The sequence below is a fragment of the Sporosarcina ureae genome, assembly GCF_002082015.1.
Taxonomy (GTDB): Bacteria; Bacillota; Bacilli; order Bacillales_A; family Planococcaceae; genus Sporosarcina; species Sporosarcina ureae_A.
The window spans coordinates 2,229,549-2,247,477 of record NZ_CP015109.1 but is presented as its reverse complement, the minus strand read 5'-3'; the positions used below and the strand labels follow the sequence as shown (position 1 = coordinate 2,247,477).

The following is a 17,929-nucleotide window of genomic DNA, read 5'->3' as shown; positions in this document are numbered from 1 at the left end:
GAGTCCTAACTGATGGATACGATTCTCATACTAACCATTCTCGTTGTGGTATTTGCCTTGGCGTTCGATTTCATCAATGGTTTCCACGATACAGCCAACGCAATTGCTACTTCGGTATCGACACGCGCACTGAAGCCTCGGACTGCGATTATGCTCGCCGCCACGATGAATTTCGTCGGTGCGCTAACATTCACAGGTGTAGCGAAAACCATTACGAAAGATATCGTCGATCCGTTTTTATTGGAAAATGGTTCACTCGTAATTTTGGCAGCCCTCGTTTCCGCGATCATTTGGAACTTGGTCACATGGTATTTCGGAATCCCATCCAGCTCTTCACATGCACTGATCGGTTCCATTGCCGGCTCGGCTATTGCGGCAGCGGGATTTGGTATTCTGAATTACAGTGGCTTTATTAAAATCATTCAGGCACTGTTGCTATCTCCTGTCATGGCATTGGTCGGCGGATTTATTGTCATGACCCTATTACGTACAGTATTAAAGAATCGAAATTTATTTAAAGCGAACCGTCGCATCCGCTACATGCAAATCGGTACGGCTGCGATTCAATCGTTCACGCACGGTACGAATGACGCGCAAAAAGCGATGGGGATTATTACAATGGCTTTGATAGCAGCAGAATTACAAACAACCGATGATATCCAGCTATGGGTACGGGTTGCGGCAGCGACTGCGATGGGAATTGGGACGTCGATCGGTGGGTATAAGATTATCAAAACGGTTGGCGGCAAGATTATGAAGATCCGACCGATCCACGGGATTGCATCAGATTTGAACTCCGCGGTCATTATTTTCGGCGCTACCCTACTTCATTTACCTGTCAGCACGACACACGTAATCTCTTCTTCTATTATGGGAGTCGGTTCAGCGCAGCGCTTGAGAGGCGTGAAATGGGGAGTCGCACAGAAGATTGTGTTGACATGGATTATCACGATGCCGATCTCTGCGTTAATGGCCGCAATCGTCTATAAACTATTCACACTTTTCCTATAACAACAGGAAAATCCAAGGCGTACTTCTATTGAACTAATCTTTCCACTTGCTATATCTGCCTTTTCTTGTTATGATAAAGAAGAATTATTTTTGTTCGACGTTGGTCAACGATTTTATCTCGACCGTTTTTTAGAAATTGAGCAAGGATAGTAATACAAGGTGTACACGAGTGTGCACGAGGAGGAAACAAACATGGAACAAGGTAAAGTAAAATGGTTTAACGCAGAAAAAGGTTACGGCTTCATCGAACGTGAAGATGGCGACGACGTATTCGTACACTTCTCAGCTATCCAAGGTGATGGCTTCAAAACTCTTGAAGAAGGTCAAGACGTGTCTTTCGAAATCGAACAAGGACAACGCGGACTTCAAGCAACTAACGTTACTAAAAACTAATTTGCCTATACAAACCACTTCCTTTTGGGAAGTGGTTTTTTTGTTTTGGCGCGACAAAAAACTGCCGGGAATACTAGATCCCCGACAGCTACTTTACCGTTTATTGCCAGCCGAACGTACCGATTTCGGTATACGACTGGTTGTCCATGGACTGATGATTCTTTTGTGTAGGATTATTTTTGAAGGTAGCCTGAACCAATAACACAATGCCCACTACCGCCACAATCAACACCACGACCATCCAAATCGCCACTGTTTTACCCTTCATTCGATATCACTCCTGTAGCCGTTATTTCGTTTTGACGGAGAAGCCTTCTTCTTTTAAATAACTCGCCGCCTCTTGATAATCTCCAAAGCCCTCTTCCAAGTTTACTTCATGATAAACATTAAAGAAGCCATCTTCCTCAAGAAGTGTCAGCTTCTGACCATTGGAATTTTGCCACGTTTCTGCGATCGTTTCAGGCTCCTCGACTTCTGTCGCCAGCCCTTCAATTGCCGCACGAATCACTGCACGGAATTCATCCGCGGAATATTCGCGTACATTGACTAGACCACGATCATCCGCTTCATAGCCCTCAACATCTGCCACGTAGACAAATGCATTACCATTCGGGTGCAAATGCTGCACGACTACCGTTTTATCGTACAAAGATTCTTCGTAATGATAGTTCAAGCGCTTCATGGACACTTCTTTCTTCACTAACTCCGGAAACTCTTCTATAATCTGTTGTTTCTCTTCAAATGTTAACATATTCATTCCTTCTTTCTAATGAAATTCGATCCTCATCTTGTCCGCCATTCCGTAATGAGAACGAGCAATATGACGACGACAAATGCGACTATATAAAACCAGGAAGGTACACTGCTTACACCGCCGAACATGCCATCCACTCCTTCCAAACTTTCCATTCTTTTTTTAGTATACCCTTTTTCCCGCTACTATTGAGGATAATTTTCAACATTTCATAGTTCCTGCTGTATTGCCAAGGTATAAACAGAGTATAATGTAGTCGAGGAGTGAGTTTCATATGATAAAACGCCTGTTTCAGTTACTCTTTCTCGCAGTACTGATTTACGCTTTCAAGCCCTTATGGGAAGGCCCAGTATCGGAATACGTGGACTTATCGTTTCTTGATCCGCTTGATGCCAAAGTAGAAACCGTGCTGAACGAGGAAGTAGTTGGATCTGCGCTTGACTATACAAAAGAATCGATTGTCGATTTAATAACCTTCGTTTCCGATAAAGCAAACAGAAGCAATCCCCCAGATGAAGTCGCCCAACCCGTGCTCGATGCGCCGGCAACAGGCATTATTTCTATTCACAATATAGAAATTGGCACGACCGAAGCGCAAGTGAAAGAAAAGCTTGGGGACCCTGTGCGGAAATCCACCAATGAATACGGCACGGAATGGCTGACGTTCCATGACAACTACCAGAACTTCGTCATGCTGTCCTATGATATTAAACGTCGCGTCAATGCGATCTATACAAATGATCGTCTCATCGCTTCATCTATCGGTATTGAATACGGCGTGCCGAAGTCGGAAGTACGTGAAGAGCTCGGTGACCCGATTTCTGAAATACGTAAAGGTACGAATATTTATAAGTTGCAAAACGACGAAGGCATGGACATCTTTCATTCGGATGGTCTCTATATGTATGTCTTTTATGATTTGCATAAAGAGAATACCGTCACGGCCGTGCAATTGATCTCGGATTCGCTAGAACAAAAAAAGTCTGCGCTCTATGCCCCTCAAAACGAGGCGATGCGTAGGGGCTTCGAGATGCAACTATTTGATTTGACGAATGCGGCAAGAGTTCGACACGGTCGTTCCATTTTAACATGGGATGAACTCGCATCCGAAACGGCACGTCTGCATAGTACGGACATGGCCGTGCAAGATTACTTCAGTCATGAAAACTTGCAAGGGGAGTCCCCTTTCGACCGAATGAAAAAGCAAGGCGTCCAATTCGTCAGCGCCGGTGAAAATCTGGCTTACGGTCAGTCAAGCAGTATTTTTGCACACGAAGGTCTAATGAATTCCAAAGGCCATCGTGAAAATATATTAATCCGCGATTATCAGTTCCTTGGAGTCGGTGTGGATTTCAACGACAAAGAACAGCCATTCTATACAGAAAATTTCTTTGCCAAGTAAGTGAATTTCCTTTCATTACGTTACGTTATCCAGTAAAATAAAGAGAAGGGCTTTGGTAGATCCAAGACCTTCATTACAGCATTAAAGGAGATTATCAATTGAAAAAATTTGCTGCATTTTTCTTGGCCGCGACGTTGATTTTGTCACCACTTGGAAACATTATCTTCCAAGATGAAATTACTGCCGAAGCACGTGGCTATAAGTCTGGTAAGAAGAGTTTCAGTACACCGAATCGTGTACAACCGAATAAAGCGGAAAAGAAACAAGATACCAATCAAAGTAAAGATAAAGCAACAGCAGGCAACACAGCGAAGAAGCCAGGCGGTATGGCTGGCGGCTTAATGAAAGGTCTATTCGTTGGTGGACTAGCAGGTCTATTATTCGGCAGCTTATTTGCGAATATGGGAATGCTTGGATCCATTATGGGCTTACTAATTAACGTGTTAGCGATTGTCTTCATCATTTACATGGTTCGAAAGATTTTCGCGATCTTCAAAGAGAAAGAGCGTAAACGCAATGAGGAAATGAATCAATGGAACAACAGATAATCTACGAACAAGACGTAGTCAATGCAGTGTGTGTATTGATCGCAAAAGAGTCACGTGCAATGCCAGACGACGTGGAAGTCGAACTTGCTTACGATGACGACACCGGGTTTTCAGCAGATGCCGAGCTTAACGGCAACATGCATCATTTGGACACCTCCCGTCTCGTCGAAGCGCTTCGCCTTTGGATCGAGCAGTATCTCGATCAAGATCCGATGGCAGCAGGCATTCAGCTAAAGCTGGATGATGAAGAAGGGATTATCGCCATCGTTCGATAATCAACAGGACGCCCCTTTCCGGGAGGGCGTTCTTTTTTTTCGTCTATCGGCAATGAAGTGGAGATGTCTGTCTTTCCACTATACTTTTAGTTACCAATGAAAAAAGGATGCCCCCACATCGGGGACATCCTATTTTATTTCTTACTTCATATTTTCAGATGTAATCTCTGCACAAGCAAATGGCGTTCCTGAATCGCCTGCTGGATCCGTGATGTTATCATCCGCACCTTCATGGATCACCATTGCCGTTCCGTCTTCATCCAGTAATGAATTGTCTTCTCCAGACTCAAGCGTCACCGCATCTGTCGTCACAGAAACTTTCGCACTTCCATCTTCATCCACCACAAGATTCTCCAAATCACCCGCGTGGTGTCCATCCGGATTGTCTAACCCGTGCTTTTTGTCTGTCGGGTTGAAGTGACCGCCAGCAGACTCTTTAAAGTCCGGTGCTGTACATACGCCCGTCTCATGGAAATGCATGCCGTGTTCCCCTGGCTCAAGGCCTGTTACGTCTACGTCCATCGCTACACCAGATGGTCCTTGCGTGAGCGTTACAGAACCGATTTCTTCTCCATCAACATTTATGACCGGCGCCATCACTTCCGGCTCCGCTGTTTCCTCTTCTTCCACAACGGGATCATCGCCACCGTCCACCGGTTCTTTTTCTTCATCCGCCGCGCCACCACAAGCTGCCATCATTAATGCTGAGCCCAATACGATACTCGGTAATTTCCACATAATTGAATTCCTCCTTGTGTAAGTTATGTAATTTGCTGTTCATTACTGGTTAGATAATGAACTCATAGTGTGTAGTGTACCCACTTTTATGATTTTCTAACATGTTGCGGAAATTCTATGAGCGGATGTGGGGTTGGATTGAGCGCTTAATGTCGGACATTGAGCGGATGCAGCTTCGCATTGAGCGCTTAACGGTCAACATTGAGCGGATTCAGCTTCGTATTGAGCGCTTAACGGTCAACATTGAGCGGATTCAACTTCGCATTGAGCGCTTAACGGTCAACATTGAGCGAATTCAGCTTCGCATTGAGCGCTTGACGGCAAACATTGAGCGGATTCAACTTCGCATTGAGCGCTTAACGGTCAACATTGAGCGGATTCAACTTCGCATTGAGCGTTTCAACAACCAACCACTAAGCGAAGACATAAACCACACGACATTGAGCGCTTAACGCCTAACATTGAGCGAATCCAAACCCGCATTGAGCGCTTACCACGAAGTATAGAGCGATCAACCAGAAACTATGAGCGGATGAGCCGCACGATAGAGCGCTCAGCCAAATTAAAGAGCCCCCACCCCACCGCCTTCTCTTCTCTCCTACCCACAACAACAAAAAAACACTCCAAGGAATTACCCTCAGAGCGTCCTCTCCCTACATTACATACCACAACACTCAGTCTTCAATTAGTGGATACACACCATTTTCATCATGCGTCTCCGTTCCGACGAGGGGTGGATTAAAGACACAGATCAGGCGCATGTCTTCCCTTCCACCACGCAAGTAGTGCTCGTCGTGTTCATTCAGCGCATACATCGTACCGTTTTTAATCGGGTAGACTTTGCCGTCTGCGACCGTTTCAATTTCTCCATCGCCCGCCACGCAGTAAACCGCTTCTAGGTGGTTTTGATAATGGATATGCGTTTCTGTTCCAGCATAAATAATCGTTTCATGGAACGAGAAGCCCATATTGTCTTTCTTCAGTAAGAAACGGCGGCTTGCCCACGTTTCTGCTTTTGTTTCATTTTCGCTACCAATAATTTCATCTATTGTACGTACTATCACTGAACATTCTCTCCCTTAGTTTCTTATGATTTCTTCGATTGCTTCTTCTAGAATATCGAATCCTTGATCGATACCTTTTTCATCCATGATCAATGAACCAAGGAATTTGACGACTTCGCCTTCTGGTCCGGATGTTTCAATGATCAAGCCTTTTTCAAATGCTTTGGCACAGATTTTATCTGCGTAGTCTTCCTTGCCTTCACCACAGACAATTCCTTGCATGAAGCCGCGGCCACGGGTTGTAGCTTTCAATTGTGGATAGTCCTCGACAATTGTTTCCATGCGCTTCGTGATGAGCTTCGATTTTTCTTGTACCGATTTAGCGAATTCATCTGTTTCCCAATACGATAAAGCTTCAGTCGCTGTCAAGATGGCCATGTTGTTACCGCGGAATGTTCCGTTATGCTCAGCTGGACCGAATGTATCATATTCTGGTTTGATCAGCGTGAGTGCTAAAGGCAATCCGTAGCCGCCAATGGATTTTGACAGGCAAACGATGTCGGGCTTAATGCCGGCCGGTTCAAAACTGAAGAAAGTTCCAGTTCGTCCGCAACCTGCTTGCACATCATCGACAATTAATAAGATATCGTAATTTCTGCAGAGACGTTCTACTTCACGCAACCAATTAAAGCTTGCGGGATTGATGCCGCCTTCCCCTTGTACCGTTTCAAGAATCATAGCTGCCGGTAAGTCTAAGCCACTGCTTGCATTCGCTAAATACTTTTTAAGGAAGTTCAAAGACTGATCTTCTCCTAAAAACGTATCGAATGGCATAGATGTCGTATTGTTAAGCGGCACACCAGCTCCACCGCGGTTGTATGAGTTGCCTGTTACAGATAATGCGCCAAGCGTCATACCGTGGAATCCGTTTGTAAAGCTTACAATATTTTGACGTCCCGTTACTTTGCGGGCGATTTTCAGTGCACTTTCCACTGTATTCGTCCCAGTAGGTCCTGGAAACATTACTTTATAGTCCATGTTTCTCGGCTGCAAGATCACTTCGTTAAATCGTTCAAGAAACTCTTTTCGAACTGTCGTTCCCATATCCAAGCTATGTGAAATTCCATCGTCTTGAATATATTCAATTAACTTTTCTTTCATTTTATCGTTGTTGTGGCCGTAGTTTAAAGCACCTGCTCCGGCAAAGAAATCAATATACTCTTTACCTTCCGTGTCCCACATCTTATAGCCTTTTGCTTTAGTAAATACTGTTGGGAAACTTCTGCTATAACTTCTCACTTGCGACTCACGATTCTCAAATACTTCCATTACCTGCTGACTTTTTGTCAGTACCATGTGTAATTAATTCCTCCAGTAGATTCTGTATTTTCCAGTGTCAAATTGCGGCAATCGGCTCGTTTCTCAGAATGGCCCGATGCGGAACAGTTCTTCTGATTCGTGCCCTCCACCCGGAAACTGATCTTCCGTATAACCATCTGTGATCACGCATTCCGTCTCCAAGTCACGTGCCAAGCCTTTAAATAACTTAATGGACGGCGTATTAGATGGTGTCACGGTCGATTCCAAATACCGAATATTCCGACATGCATCACGCTGCAAAATCGTATGCAGCATACGGGAAGCGATCCGCTTTCCTCGTGCCGATTCATCGACTGCCACTTGCCAAATAAACAAGGTATCTTTCGCTTTAGGTTGAATGAAGCCCGAAATGAAGCCTACAAGCTTTCCGTGATCTTCTACTACGATACTCGTGTCGCTGAATTGATCTGCCCACAGCAAATAACTGTAGGAAGAATTCAAATCGAGTATTTTCGTATCCTTAATGAGCTGCCAGATGAATTTTCCATCTTCTACAGTCGGCATACGAAATGAATACAGATCGTTCGGATCTAACCCTGCAATCGAAACTTTGTGTTTAGTATGCAAATAGTTTCTCCTCCAAGTTCTCTTACATATAATTTTACACATTTCCATCATCTGAAATTCTCTAGGATGCGTGCTTCTTTATCCGACAACGCCATCTAACTGAAATCCGTTCGTCGAATCGTCATCAATGTGAGGTTTTTTGGGACCGAGCAAATACACTCGGCTGATTCTTCTTATGAATCTAGCGGACATAGCAAGGGTACTTACGTAGAAAAGCCAAAATGGAGATTCGTGCTGGCTACTATGGGTGCTATCTTTCTGCCTTGCGGTATGAAGAGCAAAAAAGAGCGCCTTTACAAAAGCGGGGAGCTTTTGTTCATGGAAACAGCAGATATATTAAAGATTCGCTGATATGAAAGACACTTTCATTATCTTGAATTTACTACCATACGCATTCATCCAACCAACGTTCACACACTGGTTAAGAAGCAAACTATGTGTCACCTCTGACACTGGTTGCTATTATAGGAAACTCTGAAAACGTTGTCAACAGTAAATATATCGTTTTATTTATTTGATTAAAAAGTAAAGCGCTGTTAAGTCAGTCAGCGTATGGCTTAAGAGCGAATATAAAAAACCGGAAACATTTTTCGTTTCCGGTTGAATCTTATGAAAATAATATTTTTTCCAATTCCATTGGTGCAATATATGTATCTCCTTGATAGACGCGCATATTACCTCCTGAAATTTCATCGATCAACATGATGTTTCGTTCAGGATCGCGACCAAATTCCAATTTGATATCATATAGCTCTAACCCTTTTTCGGCCATTTCTGATCGGACTACTTCAGAAATTTGCTGAGTTAAATCTTTAAGCGTTGCGTATTCTTCATGTGTCAAAATATGAAGCTGAGCCAAAGCATCTTCTGAAATGGGTGGATCTTGACGTTCGTCATCTTTTAGCGTCACTTCCACGAAAGCATCAAGTACTTGTCCTTCTTCAGCGTACGCACCGAATCTGCGCAAGAAACTTCCGACCGCACGGTATCGACAAATCACTTCTAATCCTTTACCAAAGACCGTAGCAGGCTTCACCGTCATCGTGACTTCATCCAAATCGGCATCGATGTAATGTGTCGGTACGTTTTGCTCCTCCAATTTCTCGAAAAAGTATTTCGTCATGCGAAGTCCAGACTTTCCCGCACCATCAATCGTCAAGCCTACTGTGTTGGCACCTGGATCGAATACACCATCTTCCCCTGTTACATCATCCTTGAATTTCAATAGCACGTGGCCATCTTCCAAGCGGTAGACGTCTTTCGTTTTACCAGAATAGGTTAATTTCATCCGTACGATTCTCCTCTATTCATAAATGTGTACTACTTATTCAGTATAAAGCACTTTGACGAGAAGAAAAAGTATTGTTTGACGAAAGTTGACGAGCGTCAAGGTAGATTTCACAAAGTACTCTTATACTTAAGATACTAAATACAAACGAAAAGGATGAGATCAATGAAAAAAGTCGTATTTTTAATGGAACCATTCAGTTGCCCATCATGTGTCAAGAAAATTGAAGGTGCCCTATCCCGAGCGAAAGGCGTACAGCAAGTGAAAGTTTTATTTCATTCAAGTAAAGTTCGGGTCGAGTTTGATGAATCTAGTGTAGAAGCCAATGAATTACAGCAACTGATTGTGCAACTCGGATATCCAGTTCTTCATCAAAAAGTCTCATAGAAAGGAGGCATTCCAATGAACGCAAAACAAACCGTACGGATCACTGCTATATCCGCGATGTTGCTTGTCACAGCCATCATTTTGCACTTCGCAGGCTTTCATGATGCGCGTCAATTTACATTAATTACCGCCACATTACTTGCTGGTACTCCAATCGCCATAAAAGCTTGGAAAGCTATCCGCATGAAAGCTTTCAGTATTGAACTTCTCGTCACGATCGCAGTAATCGGAGCACTATTTATTGGCGAATATGTAGAATCCGCTGCAGTCACTTTCCTATTTTTATTCGGAGCACTGCTTGAAATTCGCACAATGGAGAAAACACGCTCTTCCCTCAAAGCACTTGTCGATCTGGCGCCGCTAGAAGCGAGTGTCCTTCGGAATGGTAAACTTATGACGATGGCTGTGGATGATGTAGAAATCGGCGACCGGGTCATCGTTCGTTCAGGCGAACAAGTTCCAGTCGATGGGCCGATTGTTACAGGAAATGCGTCTATCAATGAAGCCGCCATCACAGGTGAATCGGTGCCAGCTGCCAAATCGTTAGATGATCCAGTATTCAGCGGTACATTGGTCGACCATGGATATATCGAAATTATTGCAGAACGCGTAGGTGACGATACAACATTTGCTCGTATTATCGAGCTAGTCGAAGAAGCACAGGAAGCTAAGTCCAAAACGCAAAAATTCCTTGAGCGATTCGCCAATATTTATACACCTTCCATCGTCATCCTATCGATCATCGTCTACCTATTCACACGTAACATCGAAATGACATTGACATTCCTTGTCATTGCTTGTCCTGGTGCCCTTGTCATTTCCGCTCCCGTCTCGATCGTAGCGGGAATTGGTAACGGAGCCCGTCATGGTGTGCTCATTAAAGGTGGCGACGTGATGGAGCAATTGGCGAAAATCGACACCGTCGTCTTTGATAAAACAGGTACTTTGACAAAAGGACGTCCAGAAGTAACCGATATTCATAGTTGGGGTATCGAAAAAGAGGAGCTACTGCGCCTAACTGCAGAAGCTGAACTACTGTCTGAACACCATCTCGGTCAAACCATTGTCCGTGAAGCCAAAAAACGCTCGATTCAGTTAAAACATCAAGCACAAGATGCAGAAGTTATGAAAGGTAACGGAATTCTAGCGGATGTAGAGGGACAGCAACTCGCAGCCGGCAACCGAAAGCTGATGGTCTTACAAGGTGTACCTATTTCTCCAGACATCGAAGCCTATGCATCCAAACGAGAAAAAGCAGGCAATACGGCCGTGTTCATTAGCATTCGTGGAGAAATCGCAGGTATTATTTCCATCGCGGATCAGATCCGCCCGGAAGCCGCGGCTGCTCTCGCCAAACTACGACAAAATGGGATTAAACAAATGATTATGCTAACGGGCGATAATGTTCATACAGCTCGCCTAGTCGGTGAACAACTTGGTCTCGACAATGTCCATGCAGAGTTGTTACCCGAAGAGAAAGTAGAAGCTGTACAAAAATTGAAAAAGCAAGGACACCGAGTCGCTATGGCGGGTGACGGAATCAATGACGCGCCTGCTATCGCTACTGCAGATATTGGGCTCGCGATGGGTAAAGGCGGAACCGACATTTCCATGGAAACAGCGGATATCGTCTTGATGGCGGATCGACTTGATCAATTCGCCCATGCGTATGCCTTATCAAAAGCAACGGTTAACAATATGAAACAAAATACATTTTTCGCAGTGGGCACAGTATTCCTCCTGTTAATTGGTGTACTGCTAGGCAAAGTCTTCCTAGCATCCGGAATGCTCGTCCACGAAGCGAGTGTACTCCTTGTCATATTGAACGCCATTCGATTAATACGCTATACTAGTGACAGAGCGTCCAAGCGAAAGGTAAACGAGGTGAAAGTGAATGAGTCAGCAGCCCCACAATAACACGACCGATCATAGTATGTGTGTATCGCTTGTTCCACTGTTCAATCACTTGGAAACAGATCAGATGAAGCGCATTGTAGAACTCGCACGAAGCACCCCCTATCCACGGGGGAAAATTATTTACAACGAAGGCGACCGCTCCGAAGGTCTGTATATCTTGCATAAAGGACGAATCAAAGTATACCGTCTGTCGGAAAACGGGAAAGAGCAGATCGTACGAATTTTAGAACCGGGAGATTTCACGGGCGAGCTTTCGTTATTTGATGCCAAACCTCATGACGCCTATGCAGAAACACTCGAACCCGTAGAATTATGCGTCATTCAACGAGACCAAATGCAACAACTGCTGCAAAAGCATCCCGCGATTTCATTGAAAATGTTGGAGGAATTCTCTTCCCGCCTCGGCCGGACAGAACAACGGGCAGCACGAATCGGTATGGAATCTGCAGAAACGCGGATTGCCCTTTACCTGGCCGATTTATCTGAAGAACAACGTCAATTGAAAATCGAATTACCAATGAGTCGCAAAGACCTTGCCTCTCACCTCGGGACGACACCCGAAACGATCAGTCGAAAATTAACTGTCTTCGAAGAGTCGGGTTGGATTCGACAATCCGGCATGAAAACGGTGGAAATTCTTGATTTGGATGCTTTGTTACTGTTATAAAAGAAATCCTTTTCATTCCACCGCGCACATGATACGCTAGTTCTGAAAACCAAATATTTTGACCATTAGGGGAATCCTTCACAAGGACTGAGAAAAGAGTGTGGCTCTGAAACCCTTATTACCTGAACAGGCTAGCACCTGCGGAGGGAAGTGGCGAGTCGTTCCGTAAATATTTCTGTCGACATTTCTACCACTTTCCGATTCGGGAAGTGGTTTTTTCTATTGGAGGCGAATGAATGAAATTACTTGGCGTGACCGACGACCGTCTTGCGGTTGAGGAACTAACGCTACACTTGCAACAAACAGCACCGTATCTTGATGCCATTATTTTGCGAGAAAAGTCCAAGACAGATGAACAACTAGTGGATCTAGTTACGCGCCTTGCAAGCAGTGGATTTTCACTCGACCGGCTCATTCTACACGCTAGACCTCACCTGGCGAGCAGGTTGAACATCACAAAAGTGCAACTGACTAGTTATGGCATGTCGTTACGGGATGCACAACGGAAATTTCCCAAGCTCACTTTCGGTTGCTCGATTCATTCATCGGCAGAAGCAAAAGAAGCTGTGCAAGAAGGAGCGGACTGGCTCTTGTACGGCCATGTTTTCGAAACGAATTCGAAGCCCGGACTCCTAGCGCGCGGAACGGAAGAATTATTTTCCATTGCAAAGTGGAGTTCGATTCCTGTGTATGCAATTGGCGGAATTCAGCCGCATCACTTGCTCGACTTACAGCGAAACAACGTAGCAGGTGCGGCCGTATTATCCCCTATGCGTTCACTAAACGTCTTACAAGGTTATAGAAAAGGAGTGGTATCTAGTGGAGAAAGTGATTGACCTGAACGGTAAGTCGTATTCCGTCGTTCCCGAAGTAGGGACGATCCAGCAGTTACTTGAGCATTTAGGACTTGGTGATCGTATTTTGATTGTGGAGAAAAACAAAGAGATTTTGCAGAAAGAGTACTACGATGCACCGATTATGGACCGAGATCAAATTGAAATCATACATTTTGTAGGAGGCGGATGAAGATGTTAAAAATTGCAGATAAAGAATTCTCTTCACGGTTATTACTAGGTACAGGGAAATATCCTTCATTTGACATACAAAAGCAAGCTGTCGCGGTATCAGAAGCGGAAATCCTGACGTTTGCGGTACGACGCATGGATATTTTCGAAAAATCACAGCCCAACTTCCTCGAGCAGCTAGATTTAACGCGCTATACATTGCTACCGAATACGGCAGGAGCGAATACAGCAGAAGAAGCCGTACACATCGCACGTCTCGCCAAAGCATCGGGACTATGCGACATGGTAAAAGTTGAAATTATCGGGTGCAGCCGTTCATTGCTCCCTGATCCCGTGGAAACATTACGTGCGTCAGAAATGCTATTAGAAGAAGGCTTCATTGTATTACCTTATACGTCAGACGATGTGGTGCTCGCGAGAAAACTATGCGAATTAGGCGTTCACGCTATCATGCCAGGCGCTGCGCCAATCGGTTCGGGCAGAGGCATTCTGAACCCACTGAATCTATCATTCATCATCGAGCAATCCAATGTGCCCGTCATCATTGACGCTGGCGTCGGCTCGCCAAAAGACGCGGCTTTTGCGATGGAACTCGGAGCAGACGGGGTATTGTTGAATACGGCAGTATCCGAAGCCGCCAATCCTATCATGATGGCGGAAGCAATGAAGTTGGCGATTGAAGCGGGACGTCTCGGTTATAAAGCTGGGCGTATGCCAGTGCGTGACTATGGCGTAGCTAGTAGTCCAACTGAAGGGCTTGTGACGAATTGATTAGTAAATATTCTCGGCAAGAGCTGTTTGCCCCCATCGGACCAGTTGGTCAACAGCGTATTCGCGAGGCAAAAGTTTTCGTCTTAGGAGCTGGTGCACTCGGTTCTGCCGGAGCGGAGATGCTAGTGCGCGCGGGTGTCGGCGAACTGACGATTGTCGACCGCGATATTTTGGAGTGGACCAATCTGCATAGACAACAATTATACACGGAGCAAGACGTTATCGATCAATTACCTAAAGCGATCGCAGCGGAAAGTCGATTGCGTGCAATCAATAGTGACGTGAAAGTTCGTGGGATTGTGGCGGACGTCACGCCCGAAAACGTCCTCGAATTATTCGAAGGCCATTCATTCATTCTCGACGGCACAGATAATATCGAAACTCGATTACTCGCAAACGACGCCGCCCTACAACTCGGCATTCCGTTCTTCATGGGCGCTTGCGTCGGTAGCTATGGGCTGACATTTCCTATTGGTGTAAAAGAAGGATCACCCTGCCTGCATTGTCTGCTCGAAGCTTTGCCGCCACAGTCTTTGACATGCGATACAGTCGGCGTCATCTCGCCCATCGTCGTCACGACCGCCGCCCGTCAAACCGCCGAACTGCTGAAGTATATAACGGGCGCTACGATGGAACCACGCCTCGAATCGGTCGATCTATGGACAGGTGAACGCGCCGCAATGAACGTACAAAGCTTGAAGAAACCCAATTGTCCAAGTTGCTCAGACACCCCTGTCTATCCTTATTTGTCTGCCAATGAAGTCGTTCGGACCGCTGTGCTATGCGGACGTGACACCGTACAACTAACATGGCCGAAGAACCGACAAGTAGAACTGATCCCATTTGCGGAGTCCATCCGCGATATCGTTTCTAATTTACAACAAAACCCGTATCTGGTTTCCTGTGAATATAATGACCATCGCCTCGTATTATTCCGCGATGGTCGGATGTTGGTGCACGGAACGAAGGATATCACAGCTGCTCGGAAGATGGTCGCGGGTTTGCTTGGTTGATGGTTGGAGTGTAGAGCGGTCGGATGTGGGGTTTTATGTGGGGTTTTATGAGCGGATGGCGTGTTTGATTGAGCGGATAGCTGGCGGGATTGAGCGCTCATACCAATTTATGAGCGGTTAACCCGCCGGATTGAGCGGATGGCGTGTCGTATAGAGCGGTTAGCCGCTAACATTGAGCGTCCCCCGTGAATTTTATAAGCAACGCCACGATGAATTGCCCGATTGAGCGGATAACACATCACATAGAGCGGATAGCTCGCGGGATTGAGCGCTCGCACCTTTTTATGAGCGGTTAACTCGCTGCATTGAGCGGGTGGCGTGCCGCATAGAGCGGTTAGCCGCTAACATTGAGCGCCCACACGAAATTTATAAGCAACCCCACGATGAATTGCCCGATTGAGCGGATAACACATCACATAGAGCGAATAGCCCGCAGCATTGAGCGCTCGCACCGCATTATGAGCGGATAGCTCACGGCATTGAGCGGGTGGCGTGCCGCATTGAGCGGATAGCCGGCAACATTGAGCGCCCACACGAAATTTATAAGCAACTCCACAATGAATTGCCCGATTGAGCGGATAACACATCACATAGAGCGAATAGCCCGCGGGATTGAGCGCTCGCACCGCATTATGAGCGGTTAACCCACTGCATTGAGCGGGTGGCGTGCCGCATTGAGCGGATAACCAAAAGTATTGAGCGCAGCCGCGACTTCACGCTCCCCTCCACAACCTCACCACCAAAAAAAACGCTTCGGAAAGCCATAAATCGGCCGCCTGAAGCGTTTATTTCATTAAATATCTAACATCCAATCACTCAGTCAAACCCACCTCAGCTGCACTCTCCAGCTTCAACACACCATCCGTCATCTTATACACTTTATCTACGTATTTAATCAGCCGTACATCATGTGTCACGACAATGGTTGCGGTCTGATTGGACTTCGTTTCATTACGCAACAACTCCATCACTTCAAACGCTCGATCGGAATCGAGTGAAGCGGTAGGCTCATCTGCTAAAAGTATCGACGGCTTACTGAACAACGCTTTGGCAATCGCCACACGCTGCCGCTCGCCGCCCGATAAATCGGAGGGATAATTTTTATGCAACTTGGTAATACCTAAATCCTCGTATAACTTACGTTGCTCGTCTTTTGACATATTGTCTTTTTTTACTTTATTCAGCAATTCTAGCTGCTCGTCGACAGTGAGAAACGGCACAAGATTGGAAGCTTGCAATATAAATCCAATTTCTTGCAGACGGACTTTAGAGCGCTGTTTTTCATTCAGCTGCGATAATTCTTTGCCGTTAATGATGACTTGCCCTTCGCTTGGCGTTTGCAAACCGCCAGCTACCGTTAGGAACGTACTTTTACCTGAACCGGACGGGCCGATGACTGCGACCAATTCGCCACGTTCGACTATGAAGTTGGTCTCTTTCATCGCCTCCACAAGCGTATTGCCTTCACCGAACGTCTTTTTCGCGTTTCGTAATTCCAGTACCATCGTTTACCCTCCTATCGCTTCGAGCGGATCAATGCGGATAATCGTCCATACCGAAATGACAGCTCCAAGAATTGCTACCGCTATTAAAATCAAACCATAAAGTATCATGGTAGGTATATCAAACATAATCGGAACTGCGTTTGGCAGGAAGCTTCCCGCCAGTAAGGTCAGGCCAAATGCGAGGACAACCCCGATCAGTGCCAGAATGAATGTTTGCGCGACAACTGATCTTGCCAAATAGGCGCTGGAAATCCCTTGCGCTTTCATTAGACCAAACATGCTGATTTTCTGTACTGTCAACACGTACAAGAAGATAGCAACGATTGCTGCCGAGATGACAAATAGGAAGTAAATCATATATGTTAACGTCAAATTCTGCTCTGTATAGCCTGGCAGATTCTCGATAAATGTTTCGGTTTCTATGATTTCGGTATTGTCTGGCAAAGATAGCGCATTCCAGTCTTTGTCTTTGATGACAATCGCATTGACCACGTCTTGATTCATTGTATAAGCGTCACCGTATTTGATTTTCTGCATATCATGTAACTTCATATAGAGAATAGGCGATGCATTAAAACGGGCTTTTTTTGTGAAGCCGACAATCGTCAATTCTGTATCAGATGATGACAATTCAAGCGTGTCTCCGATCTTAAAGCCTTCATCTTTCAATACATCCGATGCCACGACACCGTTTTGAACGTAAAACGTCGGGTCTCCTTCCGTGACTTCCGGCTTGATGAACTCTTCTCTGTCAATACCGAAAAGCATAACGTTTTGCTTTTGATCTCCGTTGCTCGCGATGGCCCCCATTTGGCTGACAACAGCGGTTTCTTTCGCATTGAGATCATCGGCTACTTCCTTGTTGAGCGCGGATTCGTATAAACTTTTGTCGGATTCCTCTGTCAGTAAAACGGCATCCACTTTCCACGTATCGATCGCTTCCCTGTTCATGCTGGCTAATCCGTTTGCCAGTCCAGATAGGAAGAATACGAGGAACGACACCAATAGCAGAATGGACGTGATTAATAAAAACCGTAATTTATTCTTTTTGATTTCACTCCAAGCTAAAAACATTCATACTCACTTCCTCTTATAGGACATTTATCGCTTCTTCAAGCTGATAAGAAGTTGAAACGACTTCTTTCGATACGCCACCTATCGATGTAATCACGTTTTGTAGATTTACATATGTTCTGAAAATCCTGGATATCACCAATCGTCATTTGACAGGAACAGAGGAAATAGTTTGAATAAACGATGGTGTCTTACGCTTTTTAGTGATCC

At 45.3% G+C, this 17,929-nt stretch carries 22 protein-coding genes and 1 riboswitch; of the genes, 13 read left to right on the top strand and 9 right to left on the bottom strand.

Annotated elements, in window-relative coordinates:
• Window positions 1–12 precede the first annotated feature (12 nt).
• Window positions 13–1,011, top strand: a complete 999-nt coding sequence (locus SporoP17a_RS11080) for an inorganic phosphate transporter (RefSeq protein WP_083034695.1) — start codon at window positions 13–15, stop codon at window positions 1,009–1,011.
• Window positions 1,012–1,203: 192 nt separating this feature from the next.
• On the top strand, window positions 1,204–1,404 hold the full coding sequence (locus SporoP17a_RS11075; protein ID WP_009766462.1) for a cold-shock protein: 201 nt from the start codon (window positions 1,204–1,206) through the stop codon (window positions 1,402–1,404).
• Window positions 1,405–1,504: 100 nt separating this feature from the next.
• On the opposite strand, the gene SporoP17a_RS16770 is transcribed toward SporoP17a_RS11075, so the two are convergent.
• A complete protein-coding gene (locus tag SporoP17a_RS16770; RefSeq protein ID WP_156890560.1) occupies window positions 1,505–1,672 on the bottom strand; it encodes a hypothetical protein in 168 nt (55 codons plus the stop codon).
• A gap of 21 nt (window positions 1,673–1,693) precedes the next feature.
• The gene (locus SporoP17a_RS11070) at window positions 1,694–2,155 is read right to left on the bottom strand and encodes a hypothetical protein (RefSeq protein ID WP_083034694.1); all 462 of its coding nucleotides are present in this window, start codon (window positions 2,153–2,155) and stop codon (window positions 1,694–1,696) included.
• 277 nt (window positions 2,156–2,432) lie between these two features.
• On the opposite strand from SporoP17a_RS11070, the gene SporoP17a_RS11065 reads away from it, so the two are divergent.
• From SporoP17a_RS11065 to SporoP17a_RS11055, 3 genes are all read left to right on the top strand, one after another.
• On the top strand, window positions 2,433–3,560 hold the full coding sequence (locus SporoP17a_RS11065; protein WP_083034693.1) for a CAP domain-containing protein: 1,128 nt from the start codon (window positions 2,433–2,435) through the stop codon (window positions 3,558–3,560).
• 98 nt (window positions 3,561–3,658) lie between these two features.
• Entirely contained in the window at window positions 3,659–4,108 is a 450-nt protein-coding gene (locus SporoP17a_RS11060) for a hypothetical protein (protein WP_083034692.1), read from the top strand.
• Window positions 4,093–4,383, top strand: a complete 291-nt coding sequence (locus SporoP17a_RS11055) for a DUF2653 family protein (protein ID WP_083034691.1) — start codon at window positions 4,093–4,095, stop codon at window positions 4,381–4,383. Before SporoP17a_RS11060 ends, SporoP17a_RS11055 begins: the two co-directional genes overlap by 16 nt.
• A 141-nt stretch (window positions 4,384–4,524) precedes the next feature.
• On the opposite strand, the gene SporoP17a_RS11050 is transcribed toward SporoP17a_RS11055, so the two are convergent.
• Window positions 4,525–5,121, bottom strand: a complete 597-nt coding sequence (locus SporoP17a_RS11050) for a superoxide dismutase family protein (RefSeq protein ID WP_083034690.1) — start codon at window positions 5,119–5,121, stop codon at window positions 4,525–4,527.
• 101 nt (window positions 5,122–5,222) lie between these two features.
• On the opposite strand from SporoP17a_RS11050, the gene SporoP17a_RS11045 reads away from it, so the two are divergent.
• Window positions 5,223–5,573 carry a hypothetical protein gene (locus SporoP17a_RS11045; RefSeq protein WP_156890559.1) on the top strand — a complete coding sequence of 117 codons (351 nt, stop codon included), beginning with the start codon at window positions 5,223–5,225 and terminating at the stop codon, window positions 5,571–5,573.
• Window positions 5,574–5,795: 222 nt separating this feature from the next.
• Here the strand turns inward: SporoP17a_RS11045 and SporoP17a_RS11040 are convergent, their stop codons facing one another.
• From SporoP17a_RS11040 to SporoP17a_RS11025, 4 genes are all read right to left on the bottom strand, one after another.
• Window positions 5,796–6,185, bottom strand: coding sequence for an ectoine synthase (locus tag SporoP17a_RS11040; protein WP_083034688.1), 390 nt, complete (start codon window positions 6,183–6,185; stop codon window positions 5,796–5,798).
• Window positions 6,186–6,200: 15 nt separating this feature from the next.
• Window positions 6,201–7,481 carry a diaminobutyrate--2-oxoglutarate transaminase gene (gene ectB, locus SporoP17a_RS11035; protein WP_083034687.1) on the bottom strand — a complete coding sequence of 427 codons (1,281 nt, stop codon included), beginning with the start codon at window positions 7,479–7,481 and terminating at the stop codon, window positions 6,201–6,203.
• Between the two features lie 66 nt (window positions 7,482–7,547).
• Window positions 7,548–8,072 carry a diaminobutyrate acetyltransferase gene (ectA, locus tag SporoP17a_RS11030; protein WP_237262311.1) on the bottom strand — a complete coding sequence of 175 codons (525 nt, stop codon included), beginning with the start codon at window positions 8,070–8,072 and terminating at the stop codon, window positions 7,548–7,550.
• 607 nt (window positions 8,073–8,679) lie between these two features.
• On the bottom strand, window positions 8,680–9,360 hold the full coding sequence (locus SporoP17a_RS11025) for a phosphoribosylaminoimidazolesuccinocarboxamide synthase (RefSeq protein WP_083034686.1): 681 nt from the start codon (window positions 9,358–9,360) through the stop codon (window positions 8,680–8,682).
• Window positions 9,361–9,525: 165 nt separating this feature from the next.
• On the opposite strand from SporoP17a_RS11025, the gene SporoP17a_RS11020 reads away from it, so the two are divergent.
• From SporoP17a_RS11020 to SporoP17a_RS10990, 7 genes are all read left to right on the top strand, one after another.
• Entirely contained in the window at window positions 9,526–9,747 is a 222-nt protein-coding gene (locus tag SporoP17a_RS11020; protein ID WP_083034685.1) for a heavy-metal-associated domain-containing protein, read from the top strand.
• Window positions 9,748–9,762: 15 nt separating this feature from the next.
• The gene (locus SporoP17a_RS11015) at window positions 9,763–11,664 is read left to right on the top strand and encodes a heavy metal translocating P-type ATPase (RefSeq protein ID WP_083034684.1); all 1,902 of its coding nucleotides are present in this window, start codon (window positions 9,763–9,765) and stop codon (window positions 11,662–11,664) included.
• On the top strand, window positions 11,642–12,331 hold the full coding sequence (locus SporoP17a_RS11010; RefSeq protein ID WP_083034683.1) for a Crp/Fnr family transcriptional regulator: 690 nt from the start codon (window positions 11,642–11,644) through the stop codon (window positions 12,329–12,331). The genes SporoP17a_RS11015 and SporoP17a_RS11010 overlap by 23 nt, the downstream gene beginning before the upstream one ends.
• 57 nt (window positions 12,332–12,388) lie before the next feature.
• Window positions 12,389–12,497, top strand: a riboswitch (TPP riboswitch).
• 70 nt (window positions 12,498–12,567) lie between these two features.
• Window positions 12,568–13,167: a thiamine phosphate synthase gene (locus SporoP17a_RS11005; protein ID WP_083034682.1), complete on the top strand. Its 600-nt coding sequence runs from the start codon at window positions 12,568–12,570 to the stop codon at window positions 13,165–13,167.
• Window positions 13,151–13,357: a sulfur carrier protein ThiS gene (thiS, locus tag SporoP17a_RS11000; RefSeq protein WP_083034681.1), complete on the top strand. Its 207-nt coding sequence runs from the start codon at window positions 13,151–13,153 to the stop codon at window positions 13,355–13,357. The genes SporoP17a_RS11005 and thiS overlap by 17 nt, the downstream gene beginning before the upstream one ends.
• Window positions 13,354–14,127 (top strand): thiazole synthase, encoded by a 774-nt coding sequence (locus tag SporoP17a_RS10995; protein ID WP_099639159.1) that lies wholly within the window; start codon window positions 13,354–13,356, stop codon window positions 14,125–14,127. Before thiS ends, SporoP17a_RS10995 begins: the two co-directional genes overlap by 4 nt.
• Complete coding sequence (locus SporoP17a_RS10990) at window positions 14,124–15,140, top strand: ThiF family adenylyltransferase (protein WP_083034679.1); 1,017 nt, start codon at window positions 14,124–14,126, stop codon at window positions 15,138–15,140. Before SporoP17a_RS10995 ends, SporoP17a_RS10990 begins: the two co-directional genes overlap by 4 nt.
• 812 nt (window positions 15,141–15,952) lie before the next feature.
• Here SporoP17a_RS10990 and SporoP17a_RS10985 read toward each other — a convergent pair.
• Together SporoP17a_RS10985 and SporoP17a_RS10980 are read right to left on the bottom strand one after the other, a co-directional pair.
• The gene (locus SporoP17a_RS10985; protein WP_083034678.1) at window positions 15,953–16,645 is read right to left on the bottom strand and encodes an ABC transporter ATP-binding protein; all 693 of its coding nucleotides are present in this window, start codon (window positions 16,643–16,645) and stop codon (window positions 15,953–15,955) included.
• A gap of 3 nt (window positions 16,646–16,648) precedes the next feature.
• Window positions 16,649–17,719 carry an ABC transporter permease gene (locus SporoP17a_RS10980; protein ID WP_083034677.1) on the bottom strand — a complete coding sequence of 357 codons (1,071 nt, stop codon included), beginning with the start codon at window positions 17,717–17,719 and terminating at the stop codon, window positions 16,649–16,651.
• Between the last annotated feature and the right edge of the window lie 210 nt (window positions 17,720–17,929).

Bases quoted from the DNA above. Each gene is read 5' to 3' on its own strand.
- SporoP17a_RS11025 (WP_083034686.1), bottom strand. From the start codon at position 9,360: ATGAAATTAACCTATTCTGGTAAAACGAAAGACGTCTACCGCTTGGAA.
- SporoP17a_RS10995 (WP_099639159.1), top strand. From the start codon at position 13,354: ATGAAGATGTTAAAAATTGCAGATAAAGAATTCTCTTCACGGTTATTA.
- ectB (WP_083034687.1), bottom strand. From the start codon at position 7,481: ATGGTACTGACAAAAAGTCAGCAGGTAATGGAAGTATTTGAGAATCGT.
- SporoP17a_RS10980 (WP_083034677.1), bottom strand. From the start codon at position 17,719: ATGTTTTTAGCTTGGAGTGAAATCAAAAAGAATAAATTACGGTTTTTA.
- SporoP17a_RS11070 (WP_083034694.1), bottom strand. From the start codon at position 2,155: ATGTTAACATTTGAAGAGAAACAACAGATTATAGAAGAGTTTCCGGAG.
- SporoP17a_RS11065 (WP_083034693.1), top strand. From the start codon at position 2,433: ATGATAAAACGCCTGTTTCAGTTACTCTTTCTCGCAGTACTGATTTAC.
- SporoP17a_RS11055 (WP_083034691.1), top strand. From the start codon at position 4,093: ATGGAACAACAGATAATCTACGAACAAGACGTAGTCAATGCAGTGTGT.
- SporoP17a_RS11080 (WP_083034695.1), top strand. From the start codon at position 13: ATGGATACGATTCTCATACTAACCATTCTCGTTGTGGTATTTGCCTTG.
- SporoP17a_RS11045 (WP_156890559.1), top strand. From the start codon at position 5,223: ATGTTGCGGAAATTCTATGAGCGGATGTGGGGTTGGATTGAGCGCTTA.
- SporoP17a_RS11005 (WP_083034682.1), top strand. From the start codon at position 12,568: ATGAAATTACTTGGCGTGACCGACGACCGTCTTGCGGTTGAGGAACTA.
- SporoP17a_RS11010 (WP_083034683.1), top strand. From the start codon at position 11,642: ATGAGTCAGCAGCCCCACAATAACACGACCGATCATAGTATGTGTGTA.
- SporoP17a_RS11050 (WP_083034690.1), bottom strand. From the start codon at position 5,121: ATGTGGAAATTACCGAGTATCGTATTGGGCTCAGCATTAATGATGGCA.
- SporoP17a_RS10985 (WP_083034678.1), bottom strand. From the start codon at position 16,645: ATGGTACTGGAATTACGAAACGCGAAAAAGACGTTCGGTGAAGGCAAT.
- SporoP17a_RS11075 (WP_009766462.1), top strand. From the start codon at position 1,204: ATGGAACAAGGTAAAGTAAAATGGTTTAACGCAGAAAAAGGTTACGGC.
- SporoP17a_RS11020 (WP_083034685.1), top strand. From the start codon at position 9,526: ATGAAAAAAGTCGTATTTTTAATGGAACCATTCAGTTGCCCATCATGT.
- SporoP17a_RS11015 (WP_083034684.1), top strand. From the start codon at position 9,763: ATGAACGCAAAACAAACCGTACGGATCACTGCTATATCCGCGATGTTG.
- SporoP17a_RS16770 (WP_156890560.1), bottom strand. From the start codon at position 1,672: ATGAAGGGTAAAACAGTGGCGATTTGGATGGTCGTGGTGTTGATTGTG.